This is a genomic window from Micromonospora sp. WMMA1976 (assembly GCF_027497335.1).
Lineage (GTDB): Bacteria > Actinomycetota > Actinomycetes > Mycobacteriales > Micromonosporaceae > Micromonospora > Micromonospora aurantiaca.
Window position 1 is genome coordinate 4079682 of record NZ_CP114912.1, and the last position, 26374, is coordinate 4106055.

General features: G+C 72.0%; 25 protein-coding genes. 11 read left to right on the forward strand and 14 right to left on the reverse strand.

Going from position 1 to position 26374, the window contains the following annotated elements; all coding sequences use genetic code 11:
* Positions 1-92 precede the first annotated feature (92 nt).
* The gene (locus O7546_RS18590) at positions 93-902 is read left to right on the forward strand and encodes a metal-dependent hydrolase (protein ID WP_091427497.1); all 810 of its coding nucleotides are present in this window, start codon (positions 93-95) and stop codon (positions 900-902) included.
* A 1-nt stretch (position 903) separates the two neighbouring features.
* Here the strand turns inward: O7546_RS18590 and O7546_RS18595 are convergent, their stop codons facing one another.
* Positions 904-1389 carry a hypothetical protein gene (locus O7546_RS18595; protein WP_281599768.1) on the reverse strand — a complete coding sequence of 162 codons (486 nt, stop codon included), beginning with the start codon at positions 1387-1389 and terminating at the stop codon, positions 904-906.
* A gap of 429 nt (positions 1390-1818) precedes the next feature.
* On the opposite strand from O7546_RS18595, the gene O7546_RS18600 reads away from it, so the two are divergent.
* The 8 genes from O7546_RS18600 to O7546_RS18635 are packed head-to-tail and all read left to right on the forward strand — an operon-like array spanning position 1819 to position 10819.
* The gene (locus O7546_RS18600; protein WP_228532945.1) at positions 1819-2820 is read left to right on the forward strand and encodes a LacI family DNA-binding transcriptional regulator; all 1002 of its coding nucleotides are present in this window, start codon (positions 1819-1821) and stop codon (positions 2818-2820) included.
* A gap of 40 nt (positions 2821-2860) precedes the next feature.
* A complete protein-coding gene (locus tag O7546_RS18605; RefSeq protein WP_281599771.1) occupies positions 2861-4456 on the forward strand; it encodes an FAD-dependent oxidoreductase in 1596 nt (531 codons plus the stop codon).
* Positions 4457-4477: 21 nt separating this feature from the next.
* Positions 4478-5761 carry a sugar ABC transporter substrate-binding protein gene (locus tag O7546_RS18610; RefSeq protein WP_269697287.1) on the forward strand — a complete coding sequence of 428 codons (1284 nt, stop codon included), beginning with the start codon at positions 4478-4480 and terminating at the stop codon, positions 5759-5761.
* 11 nt (positions 5762-5772) lie between these two features.
* Positions 5773-6720, forward strand: coding sequence for a sugar ABC transporter permease (locus O7546_RS18615; protein ID WP_194803089.1), 948 nt, complete (start codon positions 5773-5775; stop codon positions 6718-6720).
* The gene (locus O7546_RS18620; protein WP_013475968.1) at positions 6710-7552 is read left to right on the forward strand and encodes a carbohydrate ABC transporter permease; all 843 of its coding nucleotides are present in this window, start codon (positions 6710-6712) and stop codon (positions 7550-7552) included. Before O7546_RS18615 ends, O7546_RS18620 begins: the two co-directional genes overlap by 11 nt.
* Complete coding sequence (locus tag O7546_RS18625; protein WP_269697288.1) at positions 7549-8469, forward strand: ROK family protein; 921 nt, start codon at positions 7549-7551, stop codon at positions 8467-8469. Before O7546_RS18620 ends, O7546_RS18625 begins: the two co-directional genes overlap by 4 nt.
* Complete coding sequence (locus O7546_RS18630; protein WP_194803087.1) at positions 8466-9179, forward strand: putative N-acetylmannosamine-6-phosphate 2-epimerase; 714 nt, start codon at positions 8466-8468, stop codon at positions 9177-9179. The genes O7546_RS18625 and O7546_RS18630 overlap by 4 nt, the downstream gene beginning before the upstream one ends.
* On the forward strand, positions 9176-10819 hold the full coding sequence (locus O7546_RS18635; protein ID WP_269697289.1) for a DUF4127 family protein: 1644 nt from the start codon (positions 9176-9178) through the stop codon (positions 10817-10819). The genes O7546_RS18630 and O7546_RS18635 overlap by 4 nt, the downstream gene beginning before the upstream one ends.
* Before the next feature lie 36 nt (positions 10820-10855).
* Here O7546_RS18635 and O7546_RS18640 read toward each other — a convergent pair whose 3' ends face one another.
* The 9 genes from O7546_RS18640 to O7546_RS18680 form a co-directional block, all read right to left on the reverse strand.
* Positions 10856-11572, reverse strand: a complete 717-nt coding sequence (locus O7546_RS18640) for a VOC family protein (protein WP_194803085.1) — start codon at positions 11570-11572, stop codon at positions 10856-10858.
* Positions 11573-11664: 92 nt separating this feature from the next.
* Positions 11665-11997, reverse strand: a complete 333-nt coding sequence (locus tag O7546_RS18645) for a TfoX/Sxy family protein (RefSeq protein WP_281599777.1) — start codon at positions 11995-11997, stop codon at positions 11665-11667.
* Positions 11998-12037: 40 nt separating this feature from the next.
* On the reverse strand, positions 12038-12631 hold the full coding sequence (locus tag O7546_RS18650; RefSeq protein ID WP_030500339.1) for a nucleotidyltransferase family protein: 594 nt from the start codon (positions 12629-12631) through the stop codon (positions 12038-12040).
* 140 nt (positions 12632-12771) lie between these two features.
* On the reverse strand, positions 12772-14475 hold the full coding sequence (locus O7546_RS18655) for a bifunctional 3'-5' exonuclease/DNA polymerase (protein WP_281601170.1): 1704 nt from the start codon (positions 14473-14475) through the stop codon (positions 12772-12774).
* A 61-nt stretch (positions 14476-14536) separates the two neighbouring features.
* Positions 14537-15487 (reverse strand): carbohydrate ABC transporter permease, encoded by a 951-nt coding sequence (locus O7546_RS18660; protein ID WP_194803083.1) that lies wholly within the window; start codon positions 15485-15487, stop codon positions 14537-14539.
* Between the two features lie 13 nt (positions 15488-15500).
* Positions 15501-16442 (reverse strand): sugar ABC transporter permease, encoded by a 942-nt coding sequence (locus O7546_RS18665; protein ID WP_120569017.1) that lies wholly within the window; start codon positions 16440-16442, stop codon positions 15501-15503.
* Positions 16443-16464: 22 nt separating this feature from the next.
* Positions 16465-17877 (reverse strand): N-acetylglucosamine/diacetylchitobiose ABC transporter substrate-binding protein, encoded by a 1413-nt coding sequence (ngcE, locus tag O7546_RS18670; RefSeq protein ID WP_091427483.1) that lies wholly within the window; start codon positions 17875-17877, stop codon positions 16465-16467.
* Positions 17878-17900: 23 nt separating this feature from the next.
* Positions 17901-18650: an SIS domain-containing protein gene (locus tag O7546_RS18675; protein WP_269697291.1), complete on the reverse strand. Its 750-nt coding sequence runs from the start codon at positions 18648-18650 to the stop codon at positions 17901-17903.
* Positions 18647-19594, reverse strand: coding sequence for a MurR/RpiR family transcriptional regulator (locus O7546_RS18680; protein WP_120569014.1), 948 nt, complete (start codon positions 19592-19594; stop codon positions 18647-18649). Before O7546_RS18680 ends, O7546_RS18675 begins: the two co-directional genes overlap by 4 nt.
* A gap of 157 nt (positions 19595-19751) precedes the next feature.
* Here O7546_RS18680 and O7546_RS18685 point away from each other — a divergent pair, with 157 nt between their 5' ends.
* Positions 19752-20741 (forward strand): BadF/BadG/BcrA/BcrD ATPase family protein, encoded by a 990-nt coding sequence (locus O7546_RS18685; RefSeq protein WP_281599783.1) that lies wholly within the window; start codon positions 19752-19754, stop codon positions 20739-20741.
* A 148-nt stretch (positions 20742-20889) separates the two neighbouring features.
* On the opposite strand, the gene O7546_RS18690 is transcribed toward O7546_RS18685, so the two are convergent.
* The 4 genes from O7546_RS18690 to ngcE (O7546_RS18705) form a co-directional block, all read right to left on the reverse strand.
* Positions 20890-21480 carry a hypothetical protein gene (locus tag O7546_RS18690; protein ID WP_281599785.1) on the reverse strand — a complete coding sequence of 197 codons (591 nt, stop codon included), beginning with the start codon at positions 21478-21480 and terminating at the stop codon, positions 20890-20892.
* 85 nt (positions 21481-21565) lie between these two features.
* Positions 21566-22339 carry a carbohydrate ABC transporter permease gene (locus tag O7546_RS18695; RefSeq protein WP_228532943.1) on the reverse strand — a complete coding sequence of 258 codons (774 nt, stop codon included), beginning with the start codon at positions 22337-22339 and terminating at the stop codon, positions 21566-21568.
* Positions 22340-22467: 128 nt separating this feature from the next.
* A complete protein-coding gene (locus O7546_RS18700) occupies positions 22468-23376 on the reverse strand; it encodes a sugar ABC transporter permease (RefSeq protein ID WP_013287344.1) in 909 nt (302 codons plus the stop codon).
* Positions 23376-24791 carry an N-acetylglucosamine/diacetylchitobiose ABC transporter substrate-binding protein gene (ngcE, locus tag O7546_RS18705; RefSeq protein ID WP_194803078.1) on the reverse strand — a complete coding sequence of 472 codons (1416 nt, stop codon included), beginning with the start codon at positions 24789-24791 and terminating at the stop codon, positions 23376-23378. Before ngcE (O7546_RS18705) ends, O7546_RS18700 begins: the two co-directional genes overlap by 1 nt.
* Before the next feature lie 163 nt (positions 24792-24954).
* On the opposite strand from ngcE (O7546_RS18705), the gene O7546_RS18710 reads away from it, so the two are divergent.
* Positions 24955-26373, forward strand: a complete 1419-nt coding sequence (locus O7546_RS18710) for an acyltransferase (RefSeq protein WP_281599788.1) — start codon at positions 24955-24957, stop codon at positions 26371-26373.
* Position 26374 lies beyond the last annotated feature (1 nt).

Here is a 26374-nt window from a genome sequence, read left to right on the forward strand (position 1 = left end):
GTGGACCGTCCGGCTGATGCCCCGCTGTCGCACGGGCTGACTACAGTGGCGTAGTTTTTGTGGATCAAGATCTTCGGGAAGGGCGAGCCGAGATGATGGGACCGTCCCACGCGCTCTCGGGCGCGGCGGTGTGGCTGACCGGCTCCTGGGCGATGGCCCAGTTCGCGGACTACCACCAGACACCGCTGGCCCTGGCGGTGGGCACCGCGGTCTGCGCCGGCGGGGCGCTCTTCCCAGACCTGGACCTGTCCGGGAAGGTCACCCGCAACCAGGGCGGCGCCACCGTGGCCCGCACCTTCGGCGTGGTCAGCCTCTTCGTCGCCGAGGTGATGGAGAAGATCTCGCTCGGCGTCTACTACGCCACCAAGCTGAGCAAGGACCCGCGCCGCAACAACGGGCACCGCACGCTGACCCACACCATCCCGTTCACCGTGCTCGTCGGCTGGGGCACCACCGCACTGTGCGCCCACTACGGCAAGTGGGCGGTGGTCGGCATCCTCTTCTTCATGATCGGCCTGGCGCTGCGCGGGCTGTTCGACAAGTGGGCCGAGCGTGCCGGCTGGGTGGTGGTCACGCTGGTGTCCGCCGCCGCGGCCTGGTTCACGTTCGCCAACCTGCCCGGCGACCGGGGCTATCCGATGATCGGGCTCGCGGTCGGGGTGGGCTGTTTCGTGCACATCCTCGGCGACATGATCACCCGGGCCGGGGTGCCGATCCTGTGGCCCATCCCGATCAAACGCCGGATGTGGACGATGGTCGGCCTGCCCAACAAGATCGCCCTGCGTACCGGCAGCAAGGCCGAGACGGTGGTGCTGCGCACCGCGATGACAATCCTGTCCGTCCTGGCCGCGGTGGGGCTGGTCGCCCCGTCGGTGCTGCAGCGCTTCGACATCCAGGTGTAGGTCAGCGCGCCTCGGCGCGTACCGGTCGGGCGCTGGCCGCCCGGGCCCGGATCAGCCGGGCGGTCCAGCCCACGCCGCGGGCGGTGAGCGCGTACGCCGCCGTCGGCGGGAGGGCCAGCAGCGCGGCGATCCCGGCCACCAGCGGCACCCGAGGGCCGGGCACGTCCGTGGCGACCGCCACCGCGGCGGTGTAGCCGGCGGCCAGCACGACTGCGACGAGCCCGGCGTACGCGAGCGCCGGACCGGCCCGCCGCCGTCCCGCCACCGCACCGAGCGCGACAGCCGGCGCGAACAGCAGCGGCAGCGCCGCCACACCGAGCAGCGCCGCGATCAGCACCAGCAGCGGTCCGGCCAGCGGGCCGCCCGGGTCGGCGCCGGTGACCAGCGCGTACGCCAGCAGGCCGAGGTAGCCGGCGACCGCCTCCGCGACGACGACGAGCCACGCCGCGACTGCTCCGGCGAGATGACGAGCGACAGTGGTGCCCACGTTGTCCCCCTCCCCCGTGCGGACGGCGCCACGACCGTCCGATGAGAACGGTAGTGCCCGGGACGGCGGCGGGCAGAGGCCGCACCCGGCATCACTCTGAGTAGGGAAGCAGTAGTCGTCGATCGTCCGCGCGGACGATCGACGACACGCTAATGCGCATTAGCGCCGAGGTTCGCCTACTGTCGCGCGCTCGGTCGACCCTTGTCAAGATCTCCGCCCGAACAACCGCCGGACGGCGGCGGACGCGGTTGCTAATCCGCATTACATCAGGGAGTTCATCGAACGGAAATCTTCCGGCCACCCCTTGACAGGACGCCGGGAGAGCAGAGAGGCTCCATCCCGACCCGATCGCTAATACGCATTAGCGGAAGTGGAAGGACCGACGTGACCCCTCCCCCCAGGCGTGTCACCCAGCGTGACATCGCGCGCATGGCCGGCGTCAGCCAGGCGACCGTGTCGCTGGTGCTCAACAACCGCACCGACGCCGACGTCCGGATCGCACCGGAGACACGGGACCGGGTGTTGCAGGTCATCGCCGAGACGGGATACGCCGCCGATCCGGCCGCCCGCCGCCTCGCCTCCGGGTTCAACCGGATCATCGGCGTCTTCACCTACGAGCCGGCCTTCCCCAGTGGCAGCCGGGACTTCTTCCACCCGTTCCTGCTCGGCATCGAGGAGTACGCCGAACGGGTCGGCTGCGACCTGCTGCTGTTCACCAGCGCCCCGGTGGTGGACGGCCGGCGGCGCATCTTCCACCAGGACAACCGGCTGCGGCTGGCCGACGGCTGCATCCTGCTCGGCCGGGAGATCGACGGCGCGGAGCTGCTCCGGCTCAACCGCGACGGGTTCCCCTACGTCGCCGTCGGACGCCGCGACGACGCCGGCGGCCCGGTGCCCTACGTCGGCGCCGACTACGCCAGCGCGGTCCACCGGCTGGCCGAGCGGGCGGTGGAACTGGGACACCGGCGTCTGACGTACGTGGGCATGGGCACCTCGGCCGAGTCCTCGCACGACCGGCGCAGCGGTTTCCACGCCGGCGCGACCGGCGCGGACGGCGCCCGCCAGATCACCGCGACGGCGGAGACCGCCGACGCCACAGTGGACGACCTGCGGGCCGACGGCAGCACCGTCGCCTTCGTGGAGGACTTCGCCACCGCCGTGGCGCTGGAGGCGGCCGCCCGCCGCAAGGGGCTGACGGTGCCCGGTGACCTGTCCGTCGTGACCCTCGGCGACCCGACCGTCCCGGTGCCCACCGACATCACGTTCACCGGGTTCCGCATCCCGCGCGAGGAGATGGGCCGCCAGGCCGTCGAGGTGCTGACCGGCGTCATCGACGGCAGCGCCGGCGGCCTCCAGCAACGGCTCCTGCCCTGCGAACTCGTCGAGGGCGACACCCTCGGCGTCCCTGGATCGGCGGCCGACCGGCGCTGACACGCCCGGCCGCGCAACTGGAAGGAAGCAAGTGGTACTAATGCGTGCGGACGTCCTCGTCGTCGGGGGCGGACTGGGCGGTGTCGCCGCGGCGCTGGCCGCGGCCCGTGCCGGCCGGTCCGTCATCCTGACCGAGGAGTTCGACTGGCTCGGCGGGCAGCTCACCAGCCAGGCGGTCCCGCCGGACGAGCACTCCTGGATCGAGCAGTTCGGCGCCACCGCGAGCTACCGGGAGTTGCGCGACGGCATCCGCGACTACTACCGCCGCCACTACCCGCTGACCGAGCGGTCCCGGGCGTGGACCGACCTGAACCCGGGTGCCGGCTGGGTGAGCCGGCTCTGCCACGAGCCCCGCGTCGCGGTCGCGGTCCTGGAGCAGATGCTCGCGCCGTACCGGGGGTCCGGGCGGCTGACGGTGCTGCAGCCCTACCGGCCGGTCGCGGCCGAGACCGACGGCGACCGGGTCACCGGCGTCACGCTCGCCCATCGGGACCGCGACGAGCGGATCGAGGTGGAGGCGCCGTACGTCCTGGACGCCACCGAGACCGGTGAGCTGCTGCCGCTGACCGGCACCGAGTACGTGACCGGGTTCGAGTCGCAGGCGCAGACCGGTGAGCCGAGCGCGCCCGCCGAGGCTCAGCCGCTGAACATGCAGGCGGTGTCCGTCTGCTTCGCGCTGGACCACGTCGACGGCGACCACACCATCGACCGGCCCGCCGGCTACGACTTCTGGCGCGACTACAAGCCGGACTTCTGGGGCGACCGGCTGCTGTCCTGGCGGTCGCCGCACCCGCGCACGCTGGAGATCGTCGAGCGCAGCTTCACGCCGAACCCGGACGACGACCCGCTGGGCGTCAACGCCGACCAGCGGCTCAACCCGGGCGACGGCAACCTGTGGACGTTCCGGCGCATCGCGGCGCGGCGCAACTTCGTCGACGGCGCGTACGGCAGCGACATCACGCTCGTCAACTGGCCGATGATCGACTACTTCGAGGGCCCGGTCATCGACGTGCCGAACGCGTCCTGGCACCTGTCCCAGGCGCGCGAGCTGTCGTACTCCGCCCTGTACTGGCTGCAGACCGAGGCGCCCCGCGCCGACGGCGGCACCGGCTACCCGGGGCTGCGGCTGCGCGGCGACGTGACCGGCAGCCCCGACGGGCTGGCGCAGGCGCCCTACATCCGGGAGTCGCGCCGCATCCGCGCCGAGTACACCGTGGTCGAGCAGGACCTCTCCCTGGCCGTACGCGGCGAGCACGGCGCGGTGAGCTACCCCGACTCGATCGGCGTCGGCATGTACCGCATCGACCTGCACCCGTCGACCGGCGGCGACAACTACATCGACGTCGGCTCCTGCCCGTTCGAGATCCCGCTCGGCGCGCTCATCCCGCAGCGGATGGAGAACCTGCTGCCGGCCGGCAAGAACATCGGCACCACGCACATCACCAACGGCAGCTACCGACTGCACCCGGTCGAGTGGAACGTCGGTGAGGTCGCCGGCCTGCTGGCCGACTTCTGCCTTGCGCGGGGCGAGTCCCCGCGCGCGGTCCGCGGCACCCCCCGCCTGCTGGCCGAATTCACGGACCGCATCTCGGCCGCCGGCGTGGAATGCCGCTGGCCGCAGATCGCGGGCTACTGAACCCCCGGTGAGGAGAAGAAAGTGAGATACGGAAGACTGTCCGGCCTGGTCGCGGCGACCATGACCGGTGTGCTCGCCCTGACCGCCTGCGGCGGTGGCGGCGACGCCAAGGACGACGGTCCGGCGAGCCTGCGGATGACCGTCTGGTCGGCGAACGAGGCGCACCTCAAGCTGTTCAACGAGATCGCCGACGAGTACCGCAAGAACAACCCGGACGTCGCGGAGATCAAGTTCGACCCGCTGCCGTTCGAGAACTACACCACGACGCTGACCACGCAGATCGCCGGCGGCAACGCGCCGGACCTCGCGTGGATCTTCGAGAACTCGGCGCCGGACTTCGTCGCCTCCGGCGCGCTGAGCCCGCTCGACGACACCTTGAAGAAGGCCGACGGCTACCAGTACGACGACCTGTCCCCCGCCACGCTGAAGCTCTGGCAGAACGACGGGAAGCTCTTCGCGTACCCGTTCTCGACCTCGCCGTTCGGCGTGTTCGTGAACAACGACATGCTCAAGAAGGCCGGGCAGAAGACCCCGGCCGAGCTGATCGCGGCCGGGCAGTGGAACTGGGACACCGCGCTCGCCGCGGCCGGCGCCACCGCCGCGAAGTCGGGCAAGGCCGGGCTCGTGGTCCGCGACTTCGACTACAAGGGCTGGGACAACCTGGCCACGTTCTGGACCGGCTGGGGCGCCCAGGCGTGGAGCGAGGACGGCCGCAGCTGCGGGTTCAACAGCCCGGAGATGGTCGAGGCGATGACCACGCTGCACAAGGCGATCTTCACCGGCAAGGCGCTGCCCGGTCCGGGCACGACCGCCGACTTCTTCGCCGGTGACGCCGCCATGACCGTCACCCAGATCTCCCGTGCCTCCCTGCTGAAGGAGAACGGCTTCGACTGGGACCTGGTCCCGCTGCCGGCCGGCCCGAAGGGCCCGTACGCGGTGGTCGGCCAGGCCGGCATCGGCGTGATGAAGAAGAGCCCGCACGCCGAGCAGGCCGCCGACTTCCTGGCCTTCTTCACCAACCCCACCAACTCGGCGAAGCTGGCCCAGTTCTTCCCGCCGCCGCGGCAGTCCCAGCTGACCGCCGAGACGCTGGCGAAGACGAACCCGAAGCTCAAGCCGGAGCAGCTGCAGAAGGTCGTCATCGACGGCATCACCAACGGCACCGTCAAGCCCAGCCACTCCGGGCAGGCCGAGCTGAGCCAGCAGGTGCGCGCCGCGCTCGACCCGCTGTGGAAGGCGGACGCGGACGTCAAGGGCGTACTCGACGGCGTCTGCTCCAAGATCCAGCCGCTGCTGGCGAAGTAGGGCCGAGGATCATGACCCAGACGGACACCAGGGTGGGCCCGGCTGCTGCCGGGCCCGCCCCGGGCCGGGCCCGGCCGTTCTGGACCACCCGCCGCCGGGACCAGCTCACCGGATACCTGTTCATCACCCCGCAGCTGCTCGGCAGCGTGGTCTTCGTGATCCTGCCGCTGGTCCTCGTGGTCTGGTACAGCCTGCACGAGTGGAACGTGCTGGCCGGCAGCTTCGACTACATCGGCACCGACAACTACGCCGCGCTGGCCGACGACCCCAACCTGGGCCCGGTGCTGCGGTCGACCGGCCTGTTCTCGGTCGGCCTGGTCGTGTTCAACCTCGGCCTGGCGTTGCTGCTGGCCGTCCTGCTCAACCAGAGGCTGCGCGGGACCATCGTGTTCCGCACCCTGTTCTTCTCCCCCGTGGTGGTCTCGCTGGTCGCGTGGACCATCGTGTGGGGCTTCCTGTTGCAGGACAACGGCGGCATCAACGGCCTGCTCGACACGATCGGCGTCGACGGCCCCAACTGGCTGCGCGGCGAGGGCACGGCGATGCTGTCGGTGATCGTCGTGCAGGTGTTCAAGAACGTCGGCCTGAACATGGTGCTGTTCCTGGCCGCCCTGCAGGGCGTGCCGGCCGAGCTGTACGAGGCCGCCGAGGTGGACGGCGCGAGCCGGATGCGCCAGTTCTGGCGGATCACGGTGCCGCTGATCAGCCCGACGATCATGCTCACGTCGATCATCACGGTGGTCGGCTCGCTGCAGGTCTTCGCGCAGATCGCGGTGCTCACCCAGGGTGGGCCCGGCACCTCGACCACGGTGCTCGTCTACTACCTCTACCAGCAGGCCTTCCAGTTCCATCACTTCGGCTACGGCGCGACGCTGTCGATCCTGCTGTTCGTCATCGTGCTCGCGCTGACGGTGCTGCAGTGGCAGATGCGCAAGAGGTGGGTCTTCCATGAATCGTGACCTGTCCCGGCGGACCAAGCTGGTGCTCTACGGCGTACTGATGGTCCTCGCCGTCCCGTTCGTGTTCCCCACCTGGTGGATGGTCACCTCGTCGCTGAAGCCGGTGGCGGACATCTTCTCCTTCCCGCCGCAGCTGCTGCCGACCGATCCGCGGCTGGACGCGTACCGGCGGGTGTTCGAGCTGCAGCCGTTCGGGCAGCAGTACCTGAACAGCCTCTACATCGCGCTGCTGGTCACCGTCGGCACGCTGGCCGTGGCGTCGCTGGCCGGGTACGCGTTCGCGCGGATCCGGTTCCGGGGGCAGAACGTGCTGTTCCTGGTCGTCCTCGCGGGCCTGCTCATCCCGAGCGAGGTGACGATCGTGCCGCTGTTCCAGATGTTCTTCAAGCTCGACCTGATCGACACCCACTGGCCGCTGATCCTGGTGCCGATCTTCGGGGCGCCGAGCGTGCTGGCGACGTTCATCATGCGGCAGTTCTTCATCAGCCTCCCCGGTGAGCTGGAGGAGGCGGCGCGGGTCGACGGGCTGGGACGCTTCGCCACGTTCTGGAAGATCGCGCTGCCGCTGTCCCGGCCCGCGCTCGGCGCGGTGGCCATCTTCACGTTCCTGCACAGCTGGAACCTGTACCTGGAACCGATCGTGTTCCTCTCCTCGCCGGACAAGTTCACCCTGCCGCAGGCGCTCACCCAGTTCGTCGACGCGTACGGCGGTCCGATGTGGGACGTGCAGCTCGCGGCGGCGTCGATGACCGCGCTGCCGGTGCTGGCGGTGTTCGTCATCGCGCAGAAGCAGTTCGTCGAGGGCCTCGCGCACACCGGTCTGAAGGGATGACCGAGCCGGTCGTCGGGATCGACATCGGCGGCACCAAGACCGCCGTCGCCCTGGTCGGTCCCGGCGCGCGGGTGCTCGACCGCCGCGAGGCGACCACCCCCGCGCGCGGCGGGCCGGCCGCGGTGCTGGACACCGCCGCCGGCCTGGCCGCGGAGCTGCTCGCCGCCGCCGGCCCCGGGCCGGTCGGGGTGGGCACCGCGGGCACCGTCGACCCGGCGACCGGCGCCATCCGGTACGCCACGGACAGCCTGCCCGGGTGGGCCGGCACCCCGGTCGCCGACGAGCTGGCAGCGCGGCTGGGCCGGTCGGTGCGCGTCACCAACGACGTCGCCGCGGCGGCGCTCGGCGAGTGCTGGGCCGGCGCCGGACGGGGCCGGGGGCACGTGTTGCTGGCCGCCGTCGGCACCGGGCTGGGCGGCGCGATCGTCAACGACGGGCGGGTCGAGGGCGGCGCCCGGGGCGCGGCCGGCCAGCTCGGGCACCTGCCGGTCCCGGGCGCGCACCGGCTGCGCTGCGGCTGCGGCCGGTACGGGCACCTGGAGGCGATCGCCTCCGGCACCGGCCTGGCCGCCGCGTACGCGCTCACCGGCGGTGACCCGGTCACCGGCCGGGAGGTGGCGCGGCGTGCGGCGGCCGGTGACGCGGCCGCCCGGCAGGTCGTCGACCGGGCCGGCGCCGCGCTCGGCGCGGCCCTGGCCGGGCTGGTCGCCCTGCTCGACCCGGACGCGGTGGTGGTCGCCGGCGGCGCCGCCGCCACAGTGCTTCCCGCCGCGACGGCCGCCTACCGGGCGGAGCTACCCGACGGCTGGGCGCACGTGCCGCTGCTTTCCGCGGCGCTGGGCGCCGACGCGGTGGTGGTCGGCGCCGCCCGGCTCGCCACCGCACCGATCCACCACGACGGAGGAACAAGCACGTGAGTGTCCTGGACGACCTGGCCGGCGGGCTGGTCGTGTCCTGCCAGCCGCTGCCCGACGACCCCGGCGACCCGATGCGCGACCCGTACGTCCAGGCCCGCGTGGCCGCCGCCGTCGTCCGCGGGGGCGCGGTGGCGGTCCGGGTCAACGGCCCCGACGACGTGCGGGCGGTACGCGCCGCCGTCGACGTGCCGGTGATCGGGTTGTACAAGCACGGCACGCAGGGCGTGTTCATCACCCCGACCGCCGGGCACGCCCTCGAAGCGGCGCGGGCCGGGTCGCACGTCGTCGCGGTGGACGCCACCGACCGCCCCCGGCCCGACGGCCGGACCTTCGCCGACACCGTCCGCGCCGTGCACGACCAGACCGGCGCGCTGGTCCTGGCCGACGTCGCCACTGTGGCCGAGGGCGTCGCCGCCGTCGAGGCCGGCGCGGACGCGGTCGCCACCACGCTGTCCGGCTACACGCCGGCCGGCCCACCGATCGACGGGCCCGACCTCGGGCTCGTGGCGCGACTCGCCGCGCTGCTGCCCGTACCGGTGATCGCCGAAGGGCGCTACCGGACCACGGAGCAGATCAGCCGGGCCTTCGAGGCGGGCGCCCACGCGGTGGTGACGGGCAACGCCGTCACCTCACCGCTGTGGATCACCCGCCGGCTGGTTCCGGCCACCCCCCGGGCGGCGAGCGCGCCGGAGAAAAGGGAGCATCGATGAAGAGAAGAACCCTTCTTGCGGCCACCGGCGCGGCCGGCCTGGCCACCGTCGCCCTCGGCGGCCCCGCCTTCGCCCGGCCCGCCGGCCGGCGACCGAGCGTGGCGCTGGTGCCGCTGGACGACCGGCCGGTCAACACGTACTGCGCGGAGATGACCGGTGCGAGCGCCGACGCCGAGGTGCTGCTGCCGCCGCGGAACCTGCTGGGCCGTTTCTTCACCCCCGGTGACGGTGCCGGCATCGCCCGCTGGCTCGACGGCACCGACGGCGTCGACGGGTACGTGATCTCGGTGAGCATGCTGGCGTACGGGGGCCTGATCGCCTCACGTACCGCCGCACCGGCCCTGGCCGACGCGTTGCGCAACCTGGAGGCGATCCGGCGGCTGCGCGCACGCCGGTCCGGCGCGGTGATCGAGGTGCACGACACGATCCAGCGGCTCGCGATCACCAGCACCGGCACCGACCTGGACAACTACCGTGACCTGCTGGTCCAGTGGGCCAAGCTGTACGACCAGGTGGTCAACCTGGGCCAGGAGTCGCTGCGCGGCCAGCTCGACGCCGTGCGGGCGCGCATCCCCGACGCCGTGGTCGAGGACTACCTGGCCGCGCGGGCACGCAACCACCAGGTCAACCGGCTGATGGTGGAGTGGGTCGCGGACGGGACGATCAGCCACCTGGTGCTCTCCGAGGACGACACCGCGCCGGTCGGCCTGGCCCGCGCCGAGCGGGTCGAGCTGGAGGCGCTGGTGGCGCGGCTCGGCGTCGGCGACCGGGTGGAGATCTTCCCCGGCGCCGACGAGGTCAACGCGCTGCTGGTCGCGCGGGTCGTCGCCGCCGGTGCCGCGCCCACCTACCGGGTGGAGTACGCCGGGGTGTCCGGCGAGGGCTGGACCGCCGCGCTGGAGGGCATCCCGTTCGCGGAGAACATCCGCCGGCACGTCACCTCGGTGGGCGGCCGGGTGGTGACCGGCGACGCGGACATCGTCCTCGCGGTGAACACCCCCTCGGCGGCGGCCGGGCAGCGGGCCGCCGACCTGGACGCGTTCGTCGGCCGCATCGGTGAGCTGCTGGCCGCCGGCACCCCGGTGATCGTGGTGGACCCGCTGATCGTCAACAAGGGCGACCACGACCTGGTGTCCCGGATGGAGGCCCGCCTGGACCTGCCGGCGCTGCTGTCGTACTCGGGGTGGAACACCGGCGGCAACGCGCTCGGGCTGGCGCTCGCGCACGGCACCGCGCGGTGGGCGTACCTGCGCAGCTCCGGCAGCGGCTTCGGCGTGCCGGAGCTGCGCGGGCCGGCCCGGGCGCACGCCGAGTACCTGCTCTACCGGTTCGTCAAGGACGACCCGTGGAAGAACGTGGTGCAGGTCGAGGCGTACGCGCACGCCCGGGCGCAGGGCTGGGACCCGCTGGCGCTGACCGCCGAGCAGAAGCGCTACTTCGACGGCTGGGTACGCGACCGGCTGGTGCCGCTGACCGAGCGGTACTTCGCCGACCACTTCGCCGGGCACGAGCTGGTGCTCGGGGTACGCGGACGCAAGACGTTCACCGCGACGCTGGACCGGGTCACCGCGGTGCGGGTCGAGCTGCCGTGGGACCGGCTGTTCGAGGTCACGCTGGAGCCGAGCCTGCGGCTGCGCTGATCGGTGCGGGTGCGGTCCGCCCGGGCCGCACCCGCGTCACCGGGCCGTCAGCAGGCAGAACTCGGTGCCGTCCGGGTCGGCCAGCACCACGTCGCCGGCGGTGTGCCGGCCCGTACCGGCCCGGGTCGCGCCGAGCGCCAGCAGCCGGTCGACCTCCGCGTCCCGGTCACCGTCCGCGACCAGATCCAGGTGTACGCGGTCCCGCCCACCGGCGTCCATCAGCGGCGGGCCGCTCCAGGTGACCTTCGCGCCCCCGCGCGGCGACCGGATCGCTGTCTCCTCGTCCTGGTCCCAGACCAGCGGCCAGCCCAGCGCCTCGCTCCAGAAGAGGCCGGCCGCCCGGGTGCCGTCGCAGTTGACAGCGCCGACCGGGCCGCAGCCGGCGAGGAAGGTGTTGCCCGCCCCGATCACGCAGAACTCGTTGCCCTCCGGGTCGGCGAGCACCACCTGGTCGTCGTCCGGCCCCTGGCCGATGTCGATGTGCCGCCCGCCCAGCGTCAGCGCCCGGTCGACGGTGTCCCGCTGAGCCTGCGGCGACGCGCTGGTCAGGTCGAAGTGGATCCGGTTCTGCACGGTCTTCGGCGCAGCGCTGGGCAGGAACCGGATGCGGAAGTCGCTGTGGGCGTCGCCGCCCAGCGCCACGCCCTCGCGCGGGTCGTCGAGGATCTCCCGGCCGAGCACCCCGGACCAGAACCGGGCGAGCCGCAGTGGGTCGCCCGCGTCGAGGCTGACCGCGTAGAGGTGAACAGCCATCCGCCCGTCTCCGATCCGCCGCCGTCGTCGGCGGCAGGTCAGGAGCGTAGGCCGGGCGGCCCGGGCGCGCAGCCGGATTTCCCGCTGCCGCGCTACTTCGCCGGGAGGGTGCGCGCGACGCGGACGCCCCGCTCGACCCAGCGGGTCAGGTCCGGGTCGCGCTCGCAGGCATCGGGCGACACGGTGGCCCAGCCCCGCATCTCCCGGCCCCGCATGACTGTCGCCTCGGCGCCGGGCTCGGCGAGCGCGCGCTCGGCCTCGGCCGGGTCGACCCGGACCATCAGGCCGCCCGCGCCGCGCACCACCACCGCCATGTTGCCGCGCAGCATCATCGCCAGGCCGCCGAACATGCGCCGCTCGGTGATGCCGGGCTCGCGCCCGAGGCGTTCCCGTACCCGGTTCGCCAGGTCCTCGTCGTAGGCCACGGTCCGATCCTGGCACCCGGGTCCGACAGCGCGGCGCGCCTCAGGCGCCGACGCGCTGTTCGGGGATGGACAGGCCGTAGAGAGCCATCAGCTCCGGACTGTCGATCCGGCTGCCGTCGGCCACCGAGTCGCACGCGATGTCGACGATCTGGTCCTTGTGCGCCAGCAGGTACGGCCGCGCCCCGACGTCGGCGCTGGCCAGGGTGGCGATGCCGGACCAGTGCCGGCGGCCGAACAGCATCGGGTAGCCGCGCAGCCCGTCGTAGGTGGCGCAGACCAGCACGTCCGGGTACGGCAGCGCGGTGACCCGGCGGACCGCCGCCGCGGTGAGGCCGGGCATGTCCACCGGCACCACGACGACGGCCTCGATGTCGTCGTCGGTGAGCGCGGCGAGCCCGGCCCGGATCGAGGAGCCCACCCCGGTGCCCCAGGCGCGGTTGACCACCACTGTGGCGCCGGTCAGGTCGGTGGTCTGCCGCACCTGCTCGGCCGCCGCGCCCAGGACGACCACGACCTGTGCGCAGCCCGCCTCGGCCATCGTGTCGATCATCTGGCTGACCAGGGGCTTCTCGCCCTGGTGCAGCAGCGCTTCGGGTCCGCCGATGCGGCGGCCGCCACCGGCGGCGATGATCATTGCAGCGATCCGGTTCAGCGGTGCCCCCTCGATCTGGGGACGGACCGGGCACAGCCGCCCGGTCCGTCCCGTCGTACGCACACCGGACCCAACGAGCACGGCCGGGGGCAAGTAGCGGGGCAAAACGGAAAATTGCGTGACTATGCCGCGTCCGCGTAGCAGTCGACAGTGGACAGGTCGAGCGGGAACCGGACCGGGGTGTCGCCGAACATCAGCCGGGTGGCCCGCGCGCCGGCGGCGGTGACCGCCTCGGCGACGACCGCCGCCTGCCCGGCCGGGCAGTGCACCACCACCTCGTCGTGCTGGAAGAAGACCAGCTCCGCCTCCGTCCCGGCCAGCTCGGTGCGCAACGTGGCCAGCAGCGTGGAGGCCCACTCGGCGGCGGTGGCCTGGACGACGAAGTTGCGGGTGAAGCGCCCCCGCGAACGGGCCGCCCGGGCCGACGGGCTGTGCGGATCGGCCCCGCCCTCCGGCAACGGCTCCTCCCCCTCGGCGAACCCCGCCGACCCGGGCGGGCAGGTACGCCCCAGCCAGGACCGGACCAGCCCGCCCGCCTCGCCGGTGCGCGCCGCCGCCTCGACGTAGCCGAACGCGGTCGGATAGTTCTTCCGCAGCACCGCCAGGGCCGGCACCGCCGCCCCGCCGGTCTGCCCGTACATCGCCCCGAGCAGGGCCACCTTGGCCTTCGCCCGGTCACCGGCGAACGCGTCCCGGGCCAGCGCGGCGTAGAGGTCACCGGCGCCGCCCGCCGCAGCGAGCCGCTCGTCGCCGGAGACCGCCGCGAGCACGCGCGGTTCGAGCTGACCCGCATCGGCCACCACGAACGTCCAGCCCGGGTCCGCCACCACTGCCTGCCGGATCACCTTCGGGATCTGCAACGCCCCGCCGCCCCGGGTCGCCCACCGGCCGGAGACCACACCGCCTGGTACGTACTCCGGGTGGAACCGGCCGCCGGAGACCCAGGCGTCGCGCCAGGCCCAGCCGTGCGCCGTCCAAATCCGGTACAGCTCCTTGTATTCCAGGACCAGCGGCGCCGCCGGGTGCTCCACCCCGCGCAGCACCCAGGCGCGCGTGTTCGGCAGGTCCACGCCCGCGCGGGCGAACGCCCGCAACAGCTCCGCGGGCGAGTCGGCGTGCACCTGGCGTACGCCGAACGCGTCAGCGATCCGGGCCTGCAACTCGGCCAGCCGGCGCGGTGGCCCGCCGACCGGTGACGGCTCGCCGAGCAGGTCGGCCAGGATCGCGTCGTGCACGTCGGCGCGCCACGGCAGCCCGGACGCGCCCATCTCGGCCGCCACCAGCGCGCCCGCCGACTCGGCGGCCACCAGCAGCCGGAACCGGCCGGGGTGGGTGGTCGTGGCGATCCGGGCGAGCTGGTCGGCGTACACCCGGGTCAACGCCGTGATGCCCGGACCGGGCGGGCCGGACGGCGGCTCGAACAACGCGGCCTGGGCGTGGCCCGGCGGCTCGGGCGGGCGGGGTGCCGGGTCCGGCGGGACCGGCGCGCCGGTGACCCGGGCCCAGGCGGCGGGCAGCGCGCGGGGCTCACCCCACCGGCCGGCGTGCCCGAGCAGGAGCGCCTCGGTCAGCTCGACGTCGTGGCAGCGGTCGAGCCGCACCCCGGCGCGCAGCAGCGCCGGGTAGACGCCCGTCCAGGCGGCCCAGATCCAGCGGGGGTGGCCGGCGGCCTCCCGGGCGGCCACGGCGGTCGCCAGGTCGGCCACCTCCTCGGGCGGGCCGGACGGGGTGCCGTCGGCGTGCAGCGGTTGCAGCACGCCGCCGCCCCGCTCGTCCGCCTCCACCGCCACCAGCACGGACGCGATTCTGCCCGGTGCCACCGACAGGCCGGGGCCCCGGCTCGTCGAGCCGGGACCCCGTGCGTTACTTGCCGACGCCGCCCGCGCGTTACTTGCCGACGCCGGCGGTGAGGCCGGACTGCACCTGGCGCTGGAAGACGATGTACACGATAAGCACCGGCAGCATCGCCATGGTCACCCCGGCGAAGAGTCCGCTCCAGTCCGACTTGTACCCCTGGTTGACCGACAACTCGATCAACCCCTGGGCGATCACCTGGTTCTTCGGCTCGCCCGAGACCGACTGCATGAGCAGCGTCGGCAGGTACCACTGGTTCCACTGGCCGAGCACGTTGAAGATGCCGATGCTGATCAGGCCCGGCTTGGCCATCGGCAGCATCACGCTGAAGAACGTACGGGTGTGCGACGCCCCGTCGACCTGGGCCGCCTCGGCGATCGAGTCGGGCAGCGTCCGGAAGAACGAGTGCATGAAGAAGATCGTGAACGACAGCGACCACGCCACGTAGACCAGGATCAGCATGAGGTGCTTGTTCGGGCCGAGCAACGGGAGGCTGACGCCGGTGTTGTAGACGCCCTTGAACAGTGGCACCGCGGCCAGGTAGATCGGCAGCGTCAGCCCGGACAGGAACATCCAGTAGATCAGCCGGTTGCCGCGGAACTCGTAGCGTGCCAGGGCGTACGCGGCCATCGAACCCAGCAGCATCGTCAGCGTCACGCTGAACACCAGCACGAGCAGCGTGTTCAGGAAGAAGCTGTCGATCCCGGCGGTCCAGGCGCGGGCGAAGTTGTCCCACTGCAGGGCGTCGGGGATCAGCGACAGGGGCTCGCGGATCACCTCGGAGTCGGTCTTGAGCGCCGACATCACCACCCACAGCAGCGGGTAGACCACCATGATCGCCCAGACCGCGAGGAACAGGTGCGAGAAGCCGTTGAAGATCCGGCCGCCGAAGCCGTTGCCGACGTTCCGCCGGTCCGCGGGCGGCCGGTCCGGCGGTGCCGTGTCGGACCGGGCCGGGCCGGAGGCGTGGGTCACAGTGCTCATCGTCCAGACCTCCTCAGTACTCGATCCGCTCACGGCGGGTGATCCTCAGCTGGAGCGCGGCCAGCAGGATGGTGAAGATGGCCAACGCGACGGCGATCGCGCAGGCGTAACCGAACTGGCCCTTCTGGAACGCGTTGAACTGGATCACCGAGGCGAAGATCTCGCTGGCGTGGTTCGGCCCGCCCTGGCTCGGCGTCATGACGAACACCAGCGCGTACATGTCCAGCGCGATGAAGCCCAGATAGACCCAGGCGACCGAGATGCTGTCCCGCAGCAGCGGCAGGGTCACCTTGAAGAACGTGTGGAACCGGCCCGCGCCGTCGAGGATCGCGGCCTCGTAGATGTCCTTCGGGATCGACTGCATCGCGGCGGAGAACAGCACCATGTAGAAGCCGGCGCCGCTCCACACCGCGATGAACAGCAGCCACCAGAGCACCGCCGGCACGCCGAGGAAAGGCTCCGGGTCGGCGGTGAAGGCGATCGGGTTGTCCGCGTCGACCAGCCCGATCTTGATGAGCAGGCCGTTGATCAGGCCCTGCCCGTCGGTGCGGTAGATCTGCTGCCACATGACAGCGATGACCACCAGCGACAGCACCTGCGGGAAGAAGAAGATGACCTTGTAGATCCCGGAGCCGAAGACTCCGCGGATGCCGGCCCTGTCCTCGCGTCCGCCCACGTTGAGCAGGAACGCGAGGAACAGGGCCAGCGCGATCGTGAACAGCGGCACGGTGACCAGGAAGAACACGTTGTGCCAGAACGCCTTCCGGATCAGCTCGTCGGAGAACAGCCGGACGTAGTTGTCCAGCCCGACGAAGCGCTGGGAATCGGAGTACCCGCCCCAGTCGGTCAGCGAGTATCCCGCCGCCTGGGCGAACGGCCACACCACGTAGAACAGGTACAGCGCGACGGGCAGGGCCAGGAAGCCCGTGACGAAACGCGCGACTCCGTGCCGCATTGGACTCACTTCCTCGCGGTGATCAGGCGGTGCGGGTCTGCTTCTTGATCGACGAGTCCTTGGCGACCTTGTCGGCGGCCGCCTGCATCTTGTCGACGAACTGCTGCGCGGTCAGGCGGCCGGCCATCAGCTCCTCGGAGAGGTTCTGGCTCTCCTTGTCCAGGTCGGCGTAGAAGTCCGGGAACTTCACCGAGATCAGGTCCGAACTGCCGCTCTTCATCAGCGAGTTCGCCGACGCCAGCGCGGTGTCCTGGACGTTGTCGCCGGAGCCCTTGGTGGAGGCCAGCGACTTGGTCAGCTCGGCGAACTTCGCCGAACCGGCCTTGGAGAGGATGGCCCGCAGGAACTCCTTCGCGGCCTCCTTGTTCGGCGCCTTGCTCGGCACTACGAAGCCCTCGCCGGACGAGGCGAAGACATCCTTGGCGGCCTTGTCCCCGCTCTTGCTCCAGTAGTCGGAGATGGTCATCTCGAAGCCCGGCGGGATGGTCGCGGCCATCTCGTTCTTCAGCCAGGTGCCGACCTGGATGAAGGCCGCCTTGCCGTCCAGGAACGCCTGCTGCGACTGGGTGTGGTCGAGCTTGCCCGGCAGCAGCAGCTTGTCCTTGACCAGCTTCTCCCACGGCTCCAGCGCCGCGACGATGCCGTCGGCCTTCCAGGCGCCGTCCTTCAGGTTGTCGATGTCGACGACCGCCTGCTTGCCGACGGCCTTCCAGATGCTGGCGAACAGCGCCCAGCGCGGGTAGTAGCCGTGCACCGCGTCGTGCACGTACGGCGCCATGCCCTTGGCCTTGATCTTCGGCGCGAGCGCGAAGAACTCGTCCCAGGTGGTCGGCGCCGTCCAGCCCTCCTTCTTGAAGAGCGCGGCGTTGTACCAGTTGCCCCACACCGTGTACGCCACGTTCACGACGTAGAACTTGCCGTTCTGCGTACCGTCGGCGACCGTGCCCGGCAGCAGGCTGTCGGCGACAGTCCCCTCGCTGTCCCAGGCCGGCGCGGTGAGCAGGTCGTCCAGCGGCTCGATCGCGCCCTCGTTGATCAGCGTGCTGCGGTCCATCATGTCGGCGCCCGAGTTCATCACCAGGTCGCTCGGCTGCGTCGCCATCTTGGGCTGCTCTTCGGTCTTGATCTTCTGGGTCGAAGACATGTTGACCGTGACGTTCGCGTGCTTGGCGTTGAAGATGACCTTGTCTTCCTTGGCCCACTGGTCGCCCAGGCCACCGTTGAAGACGACCACCTTGACCGCGCTGCCGTCCTTGACACCGAACGGGTTGTCCTTGCTCTTGGCCGCGCCGCCGCCGTCGGACTTGCTCGGCTCACTGCCGGCGCACGCGCTCAGCAGACCCGCCGCCGGTACGGCCAGCAGACCGGCCGCCGCGGCGCGCCGCAGCAGGGTCCGACGGCTGACGTCGCCGAACTTCTCGGGGGAAACCGACATCTTGTCTCTCCTTGTGGGTCGGGTCAGGCGGTCCGCCGGAGACGCCCGGCGTACCGCGACTCGAGGGCGAGGTTGTGCTCGTCCCCACCGGGGACGTTGGCGGAGAGGTAGACAGGGGGTACCTCTCCGGCCTGGTGGAACCGTCGTACGACCTCCGCGGTCAGCAGCTGCGCCAGCAGCGCCGCGGTGACCGAGGAGACCGCACAGACCGCGCCGCCGCCCTCGAGCGGCAGCAGTGCGTCGCCGTACGGCGCGCCGTTGTCCAGCACGACGTCGGCGAGGTCGGCGAGCCGGTGCCCGGAGGGGTGCCGAGGAGCTACCCGGGCGGTGTGCTCGACCGAGGTGACAGCGATCAACGGGTGGCCGCCGTGCTTGACGAGCGTCGCCAGCTCGACCACCGAGCCGTTGATGCCGGACTGCGAGGCGATCACGAACACGTCCCCCGGCTGCGGCGCCGCCAGGGCGTACAGCTGGTGCGCCACGGCCGGGTCGCGTTCCAGCTTCGGGTCGGCGAGCACGTCGCGGGGCGCGTCGCCGTGCAGCACGAGGTCGTGCAGGGAGAGCCGGTTGGCGGGGACCAGGCCGCCGGCCCGGGCGACCAGCTCGGCGGCGAACGCCTCCGAGTGGCCGGCGCCGAACGCCTGGAGGACGCCGCCGGCGCGCAGCCCGGAGGCGATCAGGTCGGCTGCCCGGTCCACCGCCACGGACTGGCTGTCCACCAGCCGGTCGAGCACCGGGCGGACCGCGTCGGCGTACCTCTGGGCACTGATCATGAGAGGGCCCCCTTCGCGGCCTTGTGCCCGTCGACGGCCTGGGCGGTACGCCGGAAGGCCGCGTGGGCGCGGTCGTGGGTGCGCTGCGCCACCGCGATGTAGAGCAGGTCGAGCACGACGAGCTGCGGGTGCCGGGCGGAGAGCGCGTCCGGCCGGAACGTGGTGGCCTGGCTGGCGGTGACCAGCACGATGTCGGCCAGCTCGGCCAGCGGCGAGCGGGGGAAGCCGGTGAGCGCGACGGTGGTGGCACCGCGGCTGCCGGCCTCGGCGAGCAGCTCGATCGTCTCCCGGGTCTGCCCGGTGTGCGAGATGCCGAGCGCGACGTCCCCGGCACCGAGCAGCGCGGCGCTGGCGAGTCCCTCGTGCACGTCGCTCCAGGCCCACGCGGCGACGCCGATGCGGTGCAGGCTGAACTGCATCTCCTCGCCGACGAGCGCGCTGCCGCTGGCCCCGAAGATGTTCACCCGGCTGGCCCCGGCGATGGCGACCGCCGCGCGTTCCACCTCGGCCAGGTCGAGCAGCGCGGCGGTGTCGTGCATGGCCCGCGTGTCGGCGGCCATGATCTGGTCGAGCACCCGGGACAGCGGGTCGCCGGGCTGGATCTCCCGTCCGATGTCGACGGTCCAGCCGGCCGAGCGGGCCCGGCCGGTCTCGGCGGCGATGCCGAGCCGCAGGTCCGCGTACCCCTCGAAGCCCATCGCCCGGCAGAACCGGGTGATGGTCGCCGGTGACGTGCCGCTGCGCTCGGCCAGTTCGACGATGGTGGCCCGGGCGGCCGCCTCCGGGTCACTGAGCACGTGCTCGGCGACCCGGCGCAGCGCCCCGGTCAGCTCCCCCGTGCCGGCCCGGACCCGGGCCAGCACCCCGTCGGCGCCCAGCCGGTCGGCCGGACCGGCATCGACCACCGCGGTCGCCGCGGAAGTCTCCACCTCGTGCTCGGCCATCGGCGGGCGCCTTTCGGAAAAGAGTGTTAACTGTTAGTGGTAAAAGTTCTTACTGAAGGCCCCTCCGTGTCAAGGGCGTGGGCGAAGTTTTCAAACTGTTACCTGCCGCACCGGCGCGATCTTGCGCCCGGAGACGCGGCCGACCAGCATGGGGACCATGTCGGACACCGTCGTGGTCGGCCTCGACGTCGGGGGCACCTCCACCCGCTCCACAGCGCTGAGCCTCGACGGCACCCGCCTGGGCGCCGGCCGCGCCGGCGGCGGCAACCCCACCAGCCACGGCGCCGACCGGGCCGCCGCCGAGCTGCTCGCCGCCCTGCGCGCGGCGCTCGCCGGCATCGACCCCCATCGGGTACGCGCCGGCGTCATCGGCCTCGCGGGGGCCGGCCGCCTCCTGGCCGACCCGCACGGCCGGGACGCGTTCGACCGGGCCTGGGCCGAGGCGGGACTACGGTGCCCGTACGCCGTGCACGGCGACGCCCTGGTCGCCTACGCCTCCGGCACCGCCGCACCGGACGGCACCGTGCTCGTCGCCGGCACCGGCGCGATCGCCGCCCAGGTACGCGACCTGCGGCTGGACCGGACCGCCGACGGCCACGGCTGGCTGCTCGGCGACGCGGGCTCCGGGTTCTGGCTCGGCCGCGAGGCGGTCCGCCGGCTGCTGACCGACCTGGACCGCGCGGAGACCCCCGGCACCCTGAACCGGCAGGTGCTGGCGGAGCTGACCGGCACGCCCGCTGTGGACGCTCAGCCGCGAGTGACGGCCGGAGCCGTGGTGCAGGCGGTCACCCGGCGGCCGCCTGTGGAACTGGCCCGGCTCGCGCCGCTCGTGGTGTCGTCGGCACGGGACGGGGAGCCGACGGCCGTCGCGCTGATCACCGAGGCCGCGGCGCTGCTGGCGGAGAGCGTCTCCCGGATCCGCCCGCCGGGTGCGGCAGATCCGGTGGTGCTCGGCGGCGGGCTGCTCACCGGCGACACCCCGCTGGCCGGCGCGGTACGCGCCGAGCTGGCCGACCGGTGGCCGGACGCGCCGCTGCACAGCGCCGGGGACGGTGCGGCCGCCGCGGCCTGGCTCGCCGCCCGCGACCTGCCCGAGGTGACCGACCCGGCGGCACTCCACACCCGCCTGGTGCCCCCACCCACCTGACCCGCCCGCCCTGCCGCGCTGCGCTGCGCCCCGCCGCGGCGGCGGCCGTTGGGTGGAACGTCATGGGTGTCAAAACGCCCGTTTGACACCCATGACGTTCCACTCGCCGCTTCCTGCAGTTCTCGGCGTGAGCCGGCACTCGCGCCGATCAGTATCGGTCTTGCGAACCGGGCTGAGCCTGGTGCCAGCCCTGCGGAGCGGGTTGGCCCGGGTGAGCCTGCGGCGCGATGCCATGAGGTGCCGGCTGATTCGGGTGCCAGCCCTGCGGGGCGGGCTGAGCCGGGTGCCCCTGCGGCGCGGCACCATACGGTGCGGACTGACCCGGGACGGGCTGCCCCTGGGCGTGCTGGCCCTGGGCGGGCGGGAACGCCGGACCGGGCTGACCGTGCCCCGCCGCCGGGTACGGGCCCGGCTGCTGCGGCCCGCCGGGGTAGTGCTGGCCGCCCGGGTACTGCTGGCCGCCCGCGTACTGCTGCGCCGCGGCCTGTTCGCGGGCCTCCTTGCGTGCCTTGACCGCGCGCACGATCAGCAGGATCGGCAGCACAAAGACGTAGAAGAAGATCCGGTAGCTGTCGCCGTCGAAGAGGAACAGCAGGTAGAAGCCGTACCCGAAGAAGGCCAGGCCGATCACCACGTTGAGGATCCGGGAGCCCTTGCCCTGTTCCTTGACGGCCACGCCGACGACGATCATCGCGATGCCGCCGAGCAGCAGCAACAGTGTGTAGAGGAGGAAGAACATGAGATTCCTGTCGATAGATGAGCGTGCCGGCTCACCCTAGGTCAGCTCGATCTTCTCCACTGCCCCGTTGCCTGTGGCAACCACCTCACTTGAGCTGCCCGGCGGTCAGTCCGGACTGGACCTGGCGCTGGAACGCCACGTACACCACGAGCACCGGGAGCACCGCGATGGTCAGGCCGGCGAACAACTGGGCGTAGTCACCGGCGTAGCCCTGGCTGACCGCGAGCGAACTCAGTCCCTGAGCGAGCATCCGGTCCTGCCCGTCGCCGGGCAGCAGCACCTGGGGCAGCAGGAACTGGTTCCAGTGGCTGAGGAAGTTGAAGATCCCCACACTGATCAATCCCGGTCGCGCCATCGGCAGCATCACCCGGAAGAACAGTCGGAAGTGGCCGCATCCGTCGATCAGCGCGGCCTCCGCCACCGAGGTCGGCAGCGTCCGGAAGAACGCGGTCAGGAAGAACACGGTGAACGGCAGCGAGTACGCGGTGTAGACCAGGATCAGGCCGGGCCAGGTGCCGAGCATGCCGACGCTGCGGACCACGAAGAACAGTGGGACCAACGCCAGGAAGACCGGGAACATCATGCCGCCGACGAACAGGTAGTAGACGACCTGCCGGCCGCGGAACTCGTAGCGCGCGAAGACGTACGCGGCGGTGGCGCCGAGCAGCATGGTCAGGCTCAGCGAGCCGGTCACCACGACCAGGCTGTTGAAGAAGAAGCGGCCGATGTGGGCGGTGGTCCAGGCGCGCGTCCAGTTGTCGAAGCGCAGCGCCTCGGGCAGCCCCCAGGGCTCGGCGACGATCTCGCCGTTGGTCTTGAGCGAGCTGAGCACCATCCAGGCCAGCGGCAGGATCGTCATGGCGGCCCAGAGCAGCAGGAAGCCGTGCGAGAAGACGTTCGCCACGCCCAGCTCGCGGCGGGGCGGCCGGTCGGCAGGGGTGGCCGCACGGGTCGCGTCGGCGGCCGGGGCGCCGGTGTCCACGGTGGTCACGAGTACTCGATCCGATCACGCCGGGCGGTGCGCAGCGCCAGCACCGCCACCGAGAGGGTCAGGAAGAACATCGCCACGCCGATCGCCGAGGCGTACCCGAACTTGTTCTCGCTGCCGAACGACGTGTCGTACATCCGCAGCCCGATCACGTCGGAGGAGAAGTTCGGCCCGCCGTTCGTCATGAGCTGGACCAGGATGAAGCCGTCCAGCGCGGCGATGGCGAGGTAGATCCAGGCCACCTGGATGGTGTCCCAGAGCAGCGGAATGGTGATCTTCCGCAGCATCGTGGTGCGGGACGCGCCGTCGAGCAGCACCGCCTCGTAGATGTCACGCGGGATGGCCTGCATGGCGGCGCCGAAGAGCACCACGTAGAAGCCGACGTTGCTCCACACCATCACCGCCAGCACGCACCAGAACGCGAAGCGCGGGTCGCCGAGCCAGGCCGGGGTGGCCAGCCCGACGGCGCGCAGGGCACCGTTGAGCAGGCCACTCGTCGGACTGTAGATCTCCTTCCAGAGCAGCGCGATGATCACCACCGAGAGCACCTGGGGGAAGAAGTAGACGAGCCGGTAGACCGAGGTGCCGCGCACCCCGGTCACACCGGCCCGGCCCTTGCGGCCGCCCATCGTGAGCATGCTGGCGAAGAACAGGCCCAGCCCGATCGTCACCACCGGCACCACGGCGAGCAGGATCGCGTTGTTCTTCAACGCGTTCCACACGTACCCGTCGTGCAGCAGCGTGCGGAAGTTCGCCATGCCGACCGGGTCGGCCTGCGCGGAGTAGCCCATCCAGTCGGTGGTGGAGATCTGAAAGGCCTGGAGGTACGGCGACAGCACGAAGATGCCGTACAACGCCAGTGGTGGCAGGAGGAACGTGAGGATCAGGGGGAGGCGGCCCTGTCGCATCACGCGGACCGCTTGTACTTCTTGACCGAGCTGTCTCCGGCGATCGAGTCGGCGCCCTTCTGGCACTGGTCGAGGAACTCGGCCGGGGAGATCCGGCCGCTGAAGAACTCGCCGCAGGCCGCGTCGACCAGGTTGCGCTCCAGCTTGCGGTAGTAGTTGTTGTAGACCCAGTTGAAGCCGTTGGACCCGGACGCGTCGAGCGCCTTGACCACGGTGCTGAGCCCGTACGGCAGCTCGATGCCCTCGGTCGCGCCGGCGACCACGGGCAGGCTGGCGACCTTCCGGGTGAAGTCCTGCGCGCCCTTGCGGGACAGCATCGTCCGGAAGTACTCCAGGCCACCGGCGACGTTACGCGCCTTGGCCGGCACCATGAACGGCTCGCCGGCGGTGCCGCGGATCGCCTCGTACGGCAGCTTGTCGCCGCTGCCCAGGCTCGGCGTCGGCGCGACCGTCATGTTGAACCCGGCCGGCGTGACGTCCTTCTGCTCGCTCTCCAGCCAGGAGCCGCAGGAGATGAACGCGGCCTTGCCCTGGCACCACGCGGTCTGCGACTGCTTGTGGTCCAGGCCCGGGGAACCGTCGAGGATGAACTTGTCCTTGACGATCTGGTGCCAGGCGTCGGCGGCGGTCTTCATCGCGTCCGACTTCCAGGCGTTCGGCTCCAGGTTGTCGATCGCCAGCGCCACGGACGGGCCGCCGAGCTTGATCGCGGTGGAGATCAGCGGCCAGCTCATGTAGCGGGGGTGCACACCGGCGTACGTCCAGGGGGCGATACCGGCGGCCTTGATCCGGCGGCAGAGCGCGATGTGGTCGTCCCAGGTCTTGGCGTCCTCCCAGCCGCGGTCGGCGAACAGCTTGGTGGAGTGCCAGATGCCGTACACCGTGTAGGTGTAGTTGAGCACCAGGAACCGGCCGTCGTATGAGCCGACCTCGACGGTGCCGGGCAGCAGTGTGTCCTTGACCGTCTTGCCGGGCGTGTCGAGGCTCGGCGCGGCGAGCAGCTCGCCCAGGTCGGCGAGCGCGTTCTGGGAGACCAGGCCGTTGAAGTCGATCTGGCCGGCGCCGGAGTTGTTCACCACGTCGGGCGGGCTGCCGTCGACGAAGCGGGGCTGGAGCGTCTTGCTGATCTCCGCGGTGGCCGAGTGCTTGATCTCCGCCTTCGGGTACCGCTCCTTGTACATGGCCTCGTGGGCCTTGGCGTAGTCCTCCCCGAACCCGCCGTTGAAGATCACCACCTCCAGCGGGGCGTCCTCGGCCACGCCGAGCGGATTCTGCTCGCTCTTGGTGCCCTTGTACGCGGCCTTGTCGCCCTCGTCGCCCCCACCCGACGTGGCGCAGCCGGCGAGCAGCCCGGCGGCGGGGGTGGCCAGCAGACCGGCGGCGGCGCTGCGCCGTAGGATCTCACGCCTGTTCATCGCATCTCCTCGGTCCGGGTACGCGCGGTGAGCACCCTGTCGCTTGTCTTCACAAGACGCATTTCCAATGAAGAATTTCTACGACAGTGCGACGGGGACCACAAGACCTCTCGACCGATCCGTTATCCGTACCGGTCGGGCCCGGCTGGCCTAGCCTGACCCCATGCGCCGCCTGCGGCAGCTCGCGCAACGCACGCCGCCGGGGCGGGAGCGCTACATCGACCTGCTCCGGGCGCTGGCCATCACCATGGTCGTGCTCGGCCACTGGGGCGTCACGGTCATCGGGTACGACCACGGCCGCCCCGCCGGTCACTCCGCGCTGGGGGATCTGCGCTGGGCCTGGCCGCTGACCTGGGTGGCCCAGGTGATGCCGGTGTTCTTCCTGGTCGGCGGCTACGCCAACGCCGCCTCGCTGGCCGCCCGCCGGCGCCGGGGCGGGTCGGCGGCCGGATGGCTGGTCGACCGCAGCGCCCGGCTGTTCCGCCCCACCACCGTGTTGCTGCTGGTCCTGGCGGCGGGAGCGGGGATCGCCACACTGCGCGGCGCCGACCCGGCGCAGGTGCGCACAGTGGTCTGGTTCGCCACCATCCCGCTGTGGTTCCTGGTCGCCTACGTCGCGGTGGTGGCGCTGACCCCGCCGATGTACGCGCTGCACCGCCGGTTCGGGCTCGCCGTGCCCACGGCGCTCGTGGTCCTCGTGGCGCTCGGCGACCTCGGCCGGCTTCTCGGCCCGGCCGCGCTCGCCGACGGCAACTACCTGTTCGGCTGGCTGGCCGTCCACCAGGTCGGTTTCGCCTGGTACGACGCCGCCCAGGCGGACACCCGTCAGCCCGCCGGCGTGACCGGCGCCGGGGCGACCGCCGGCACCGGAACCCGGGGCCTGTTCCGCCGTCGGCTGCCGCTGTCCCGCCGGGCGGGCGTGCTCCTGCTCGGCGGCGGCCTGGTCGCGCTGGTGCTGCTCACGGTGGCCGGGCCCTACCCCGTGGCGATGCTCCATGTACCGGGCGAGCGGCTGGACAACGCGGCGCCCCCGAGCCTGGCGCTGATGGCCGCGGCCGTCGCCCAGCTCGGCCTGATCCTGCTGCTGCGGCGCCCGGCCGGGCGCTGGTTGCGCCGGTCCGGCCCCTGGCAGGCGGTGCTCGCCGTCAACGCGGTGGTACTCACGCTGTTCCTCTGGCACCTGACCGCCGCGGTGCTGCTCGTCGGCCTGCTGGACGCGCTCGGCGTGCTGCCCACTCCCCCGGTCGGCTCGGCGGCCTGGTGGGCGTGGCGCGTACCGTGGCTGCTCGCGCTGGCCGCGGTGCTGGCCGTACTGGTCGCCGTCTTCGGTCCGGTCGAGGCCCGCACCCGCCGCCCGGCCGCGACCGGGCCGGCCGGGGCGGGTGGCCGGCGGCTGCGCGCCGGTACGGCCGTGGCCGGGTACGCGGGCGTGCTGGTCGGCCTGCTGCTGAACAGCCTCGCGCCCAAGGCGACGTCGGAGCCGCTGGGCCTGCCCGCCCCGGCGCTGGTGGCGTACCTGGCCGGGGCGGGTCTGCTGCGGCTGCTCAGGTCCGGACGGGCGGGACGGCGCCGGCCGGGTTGAC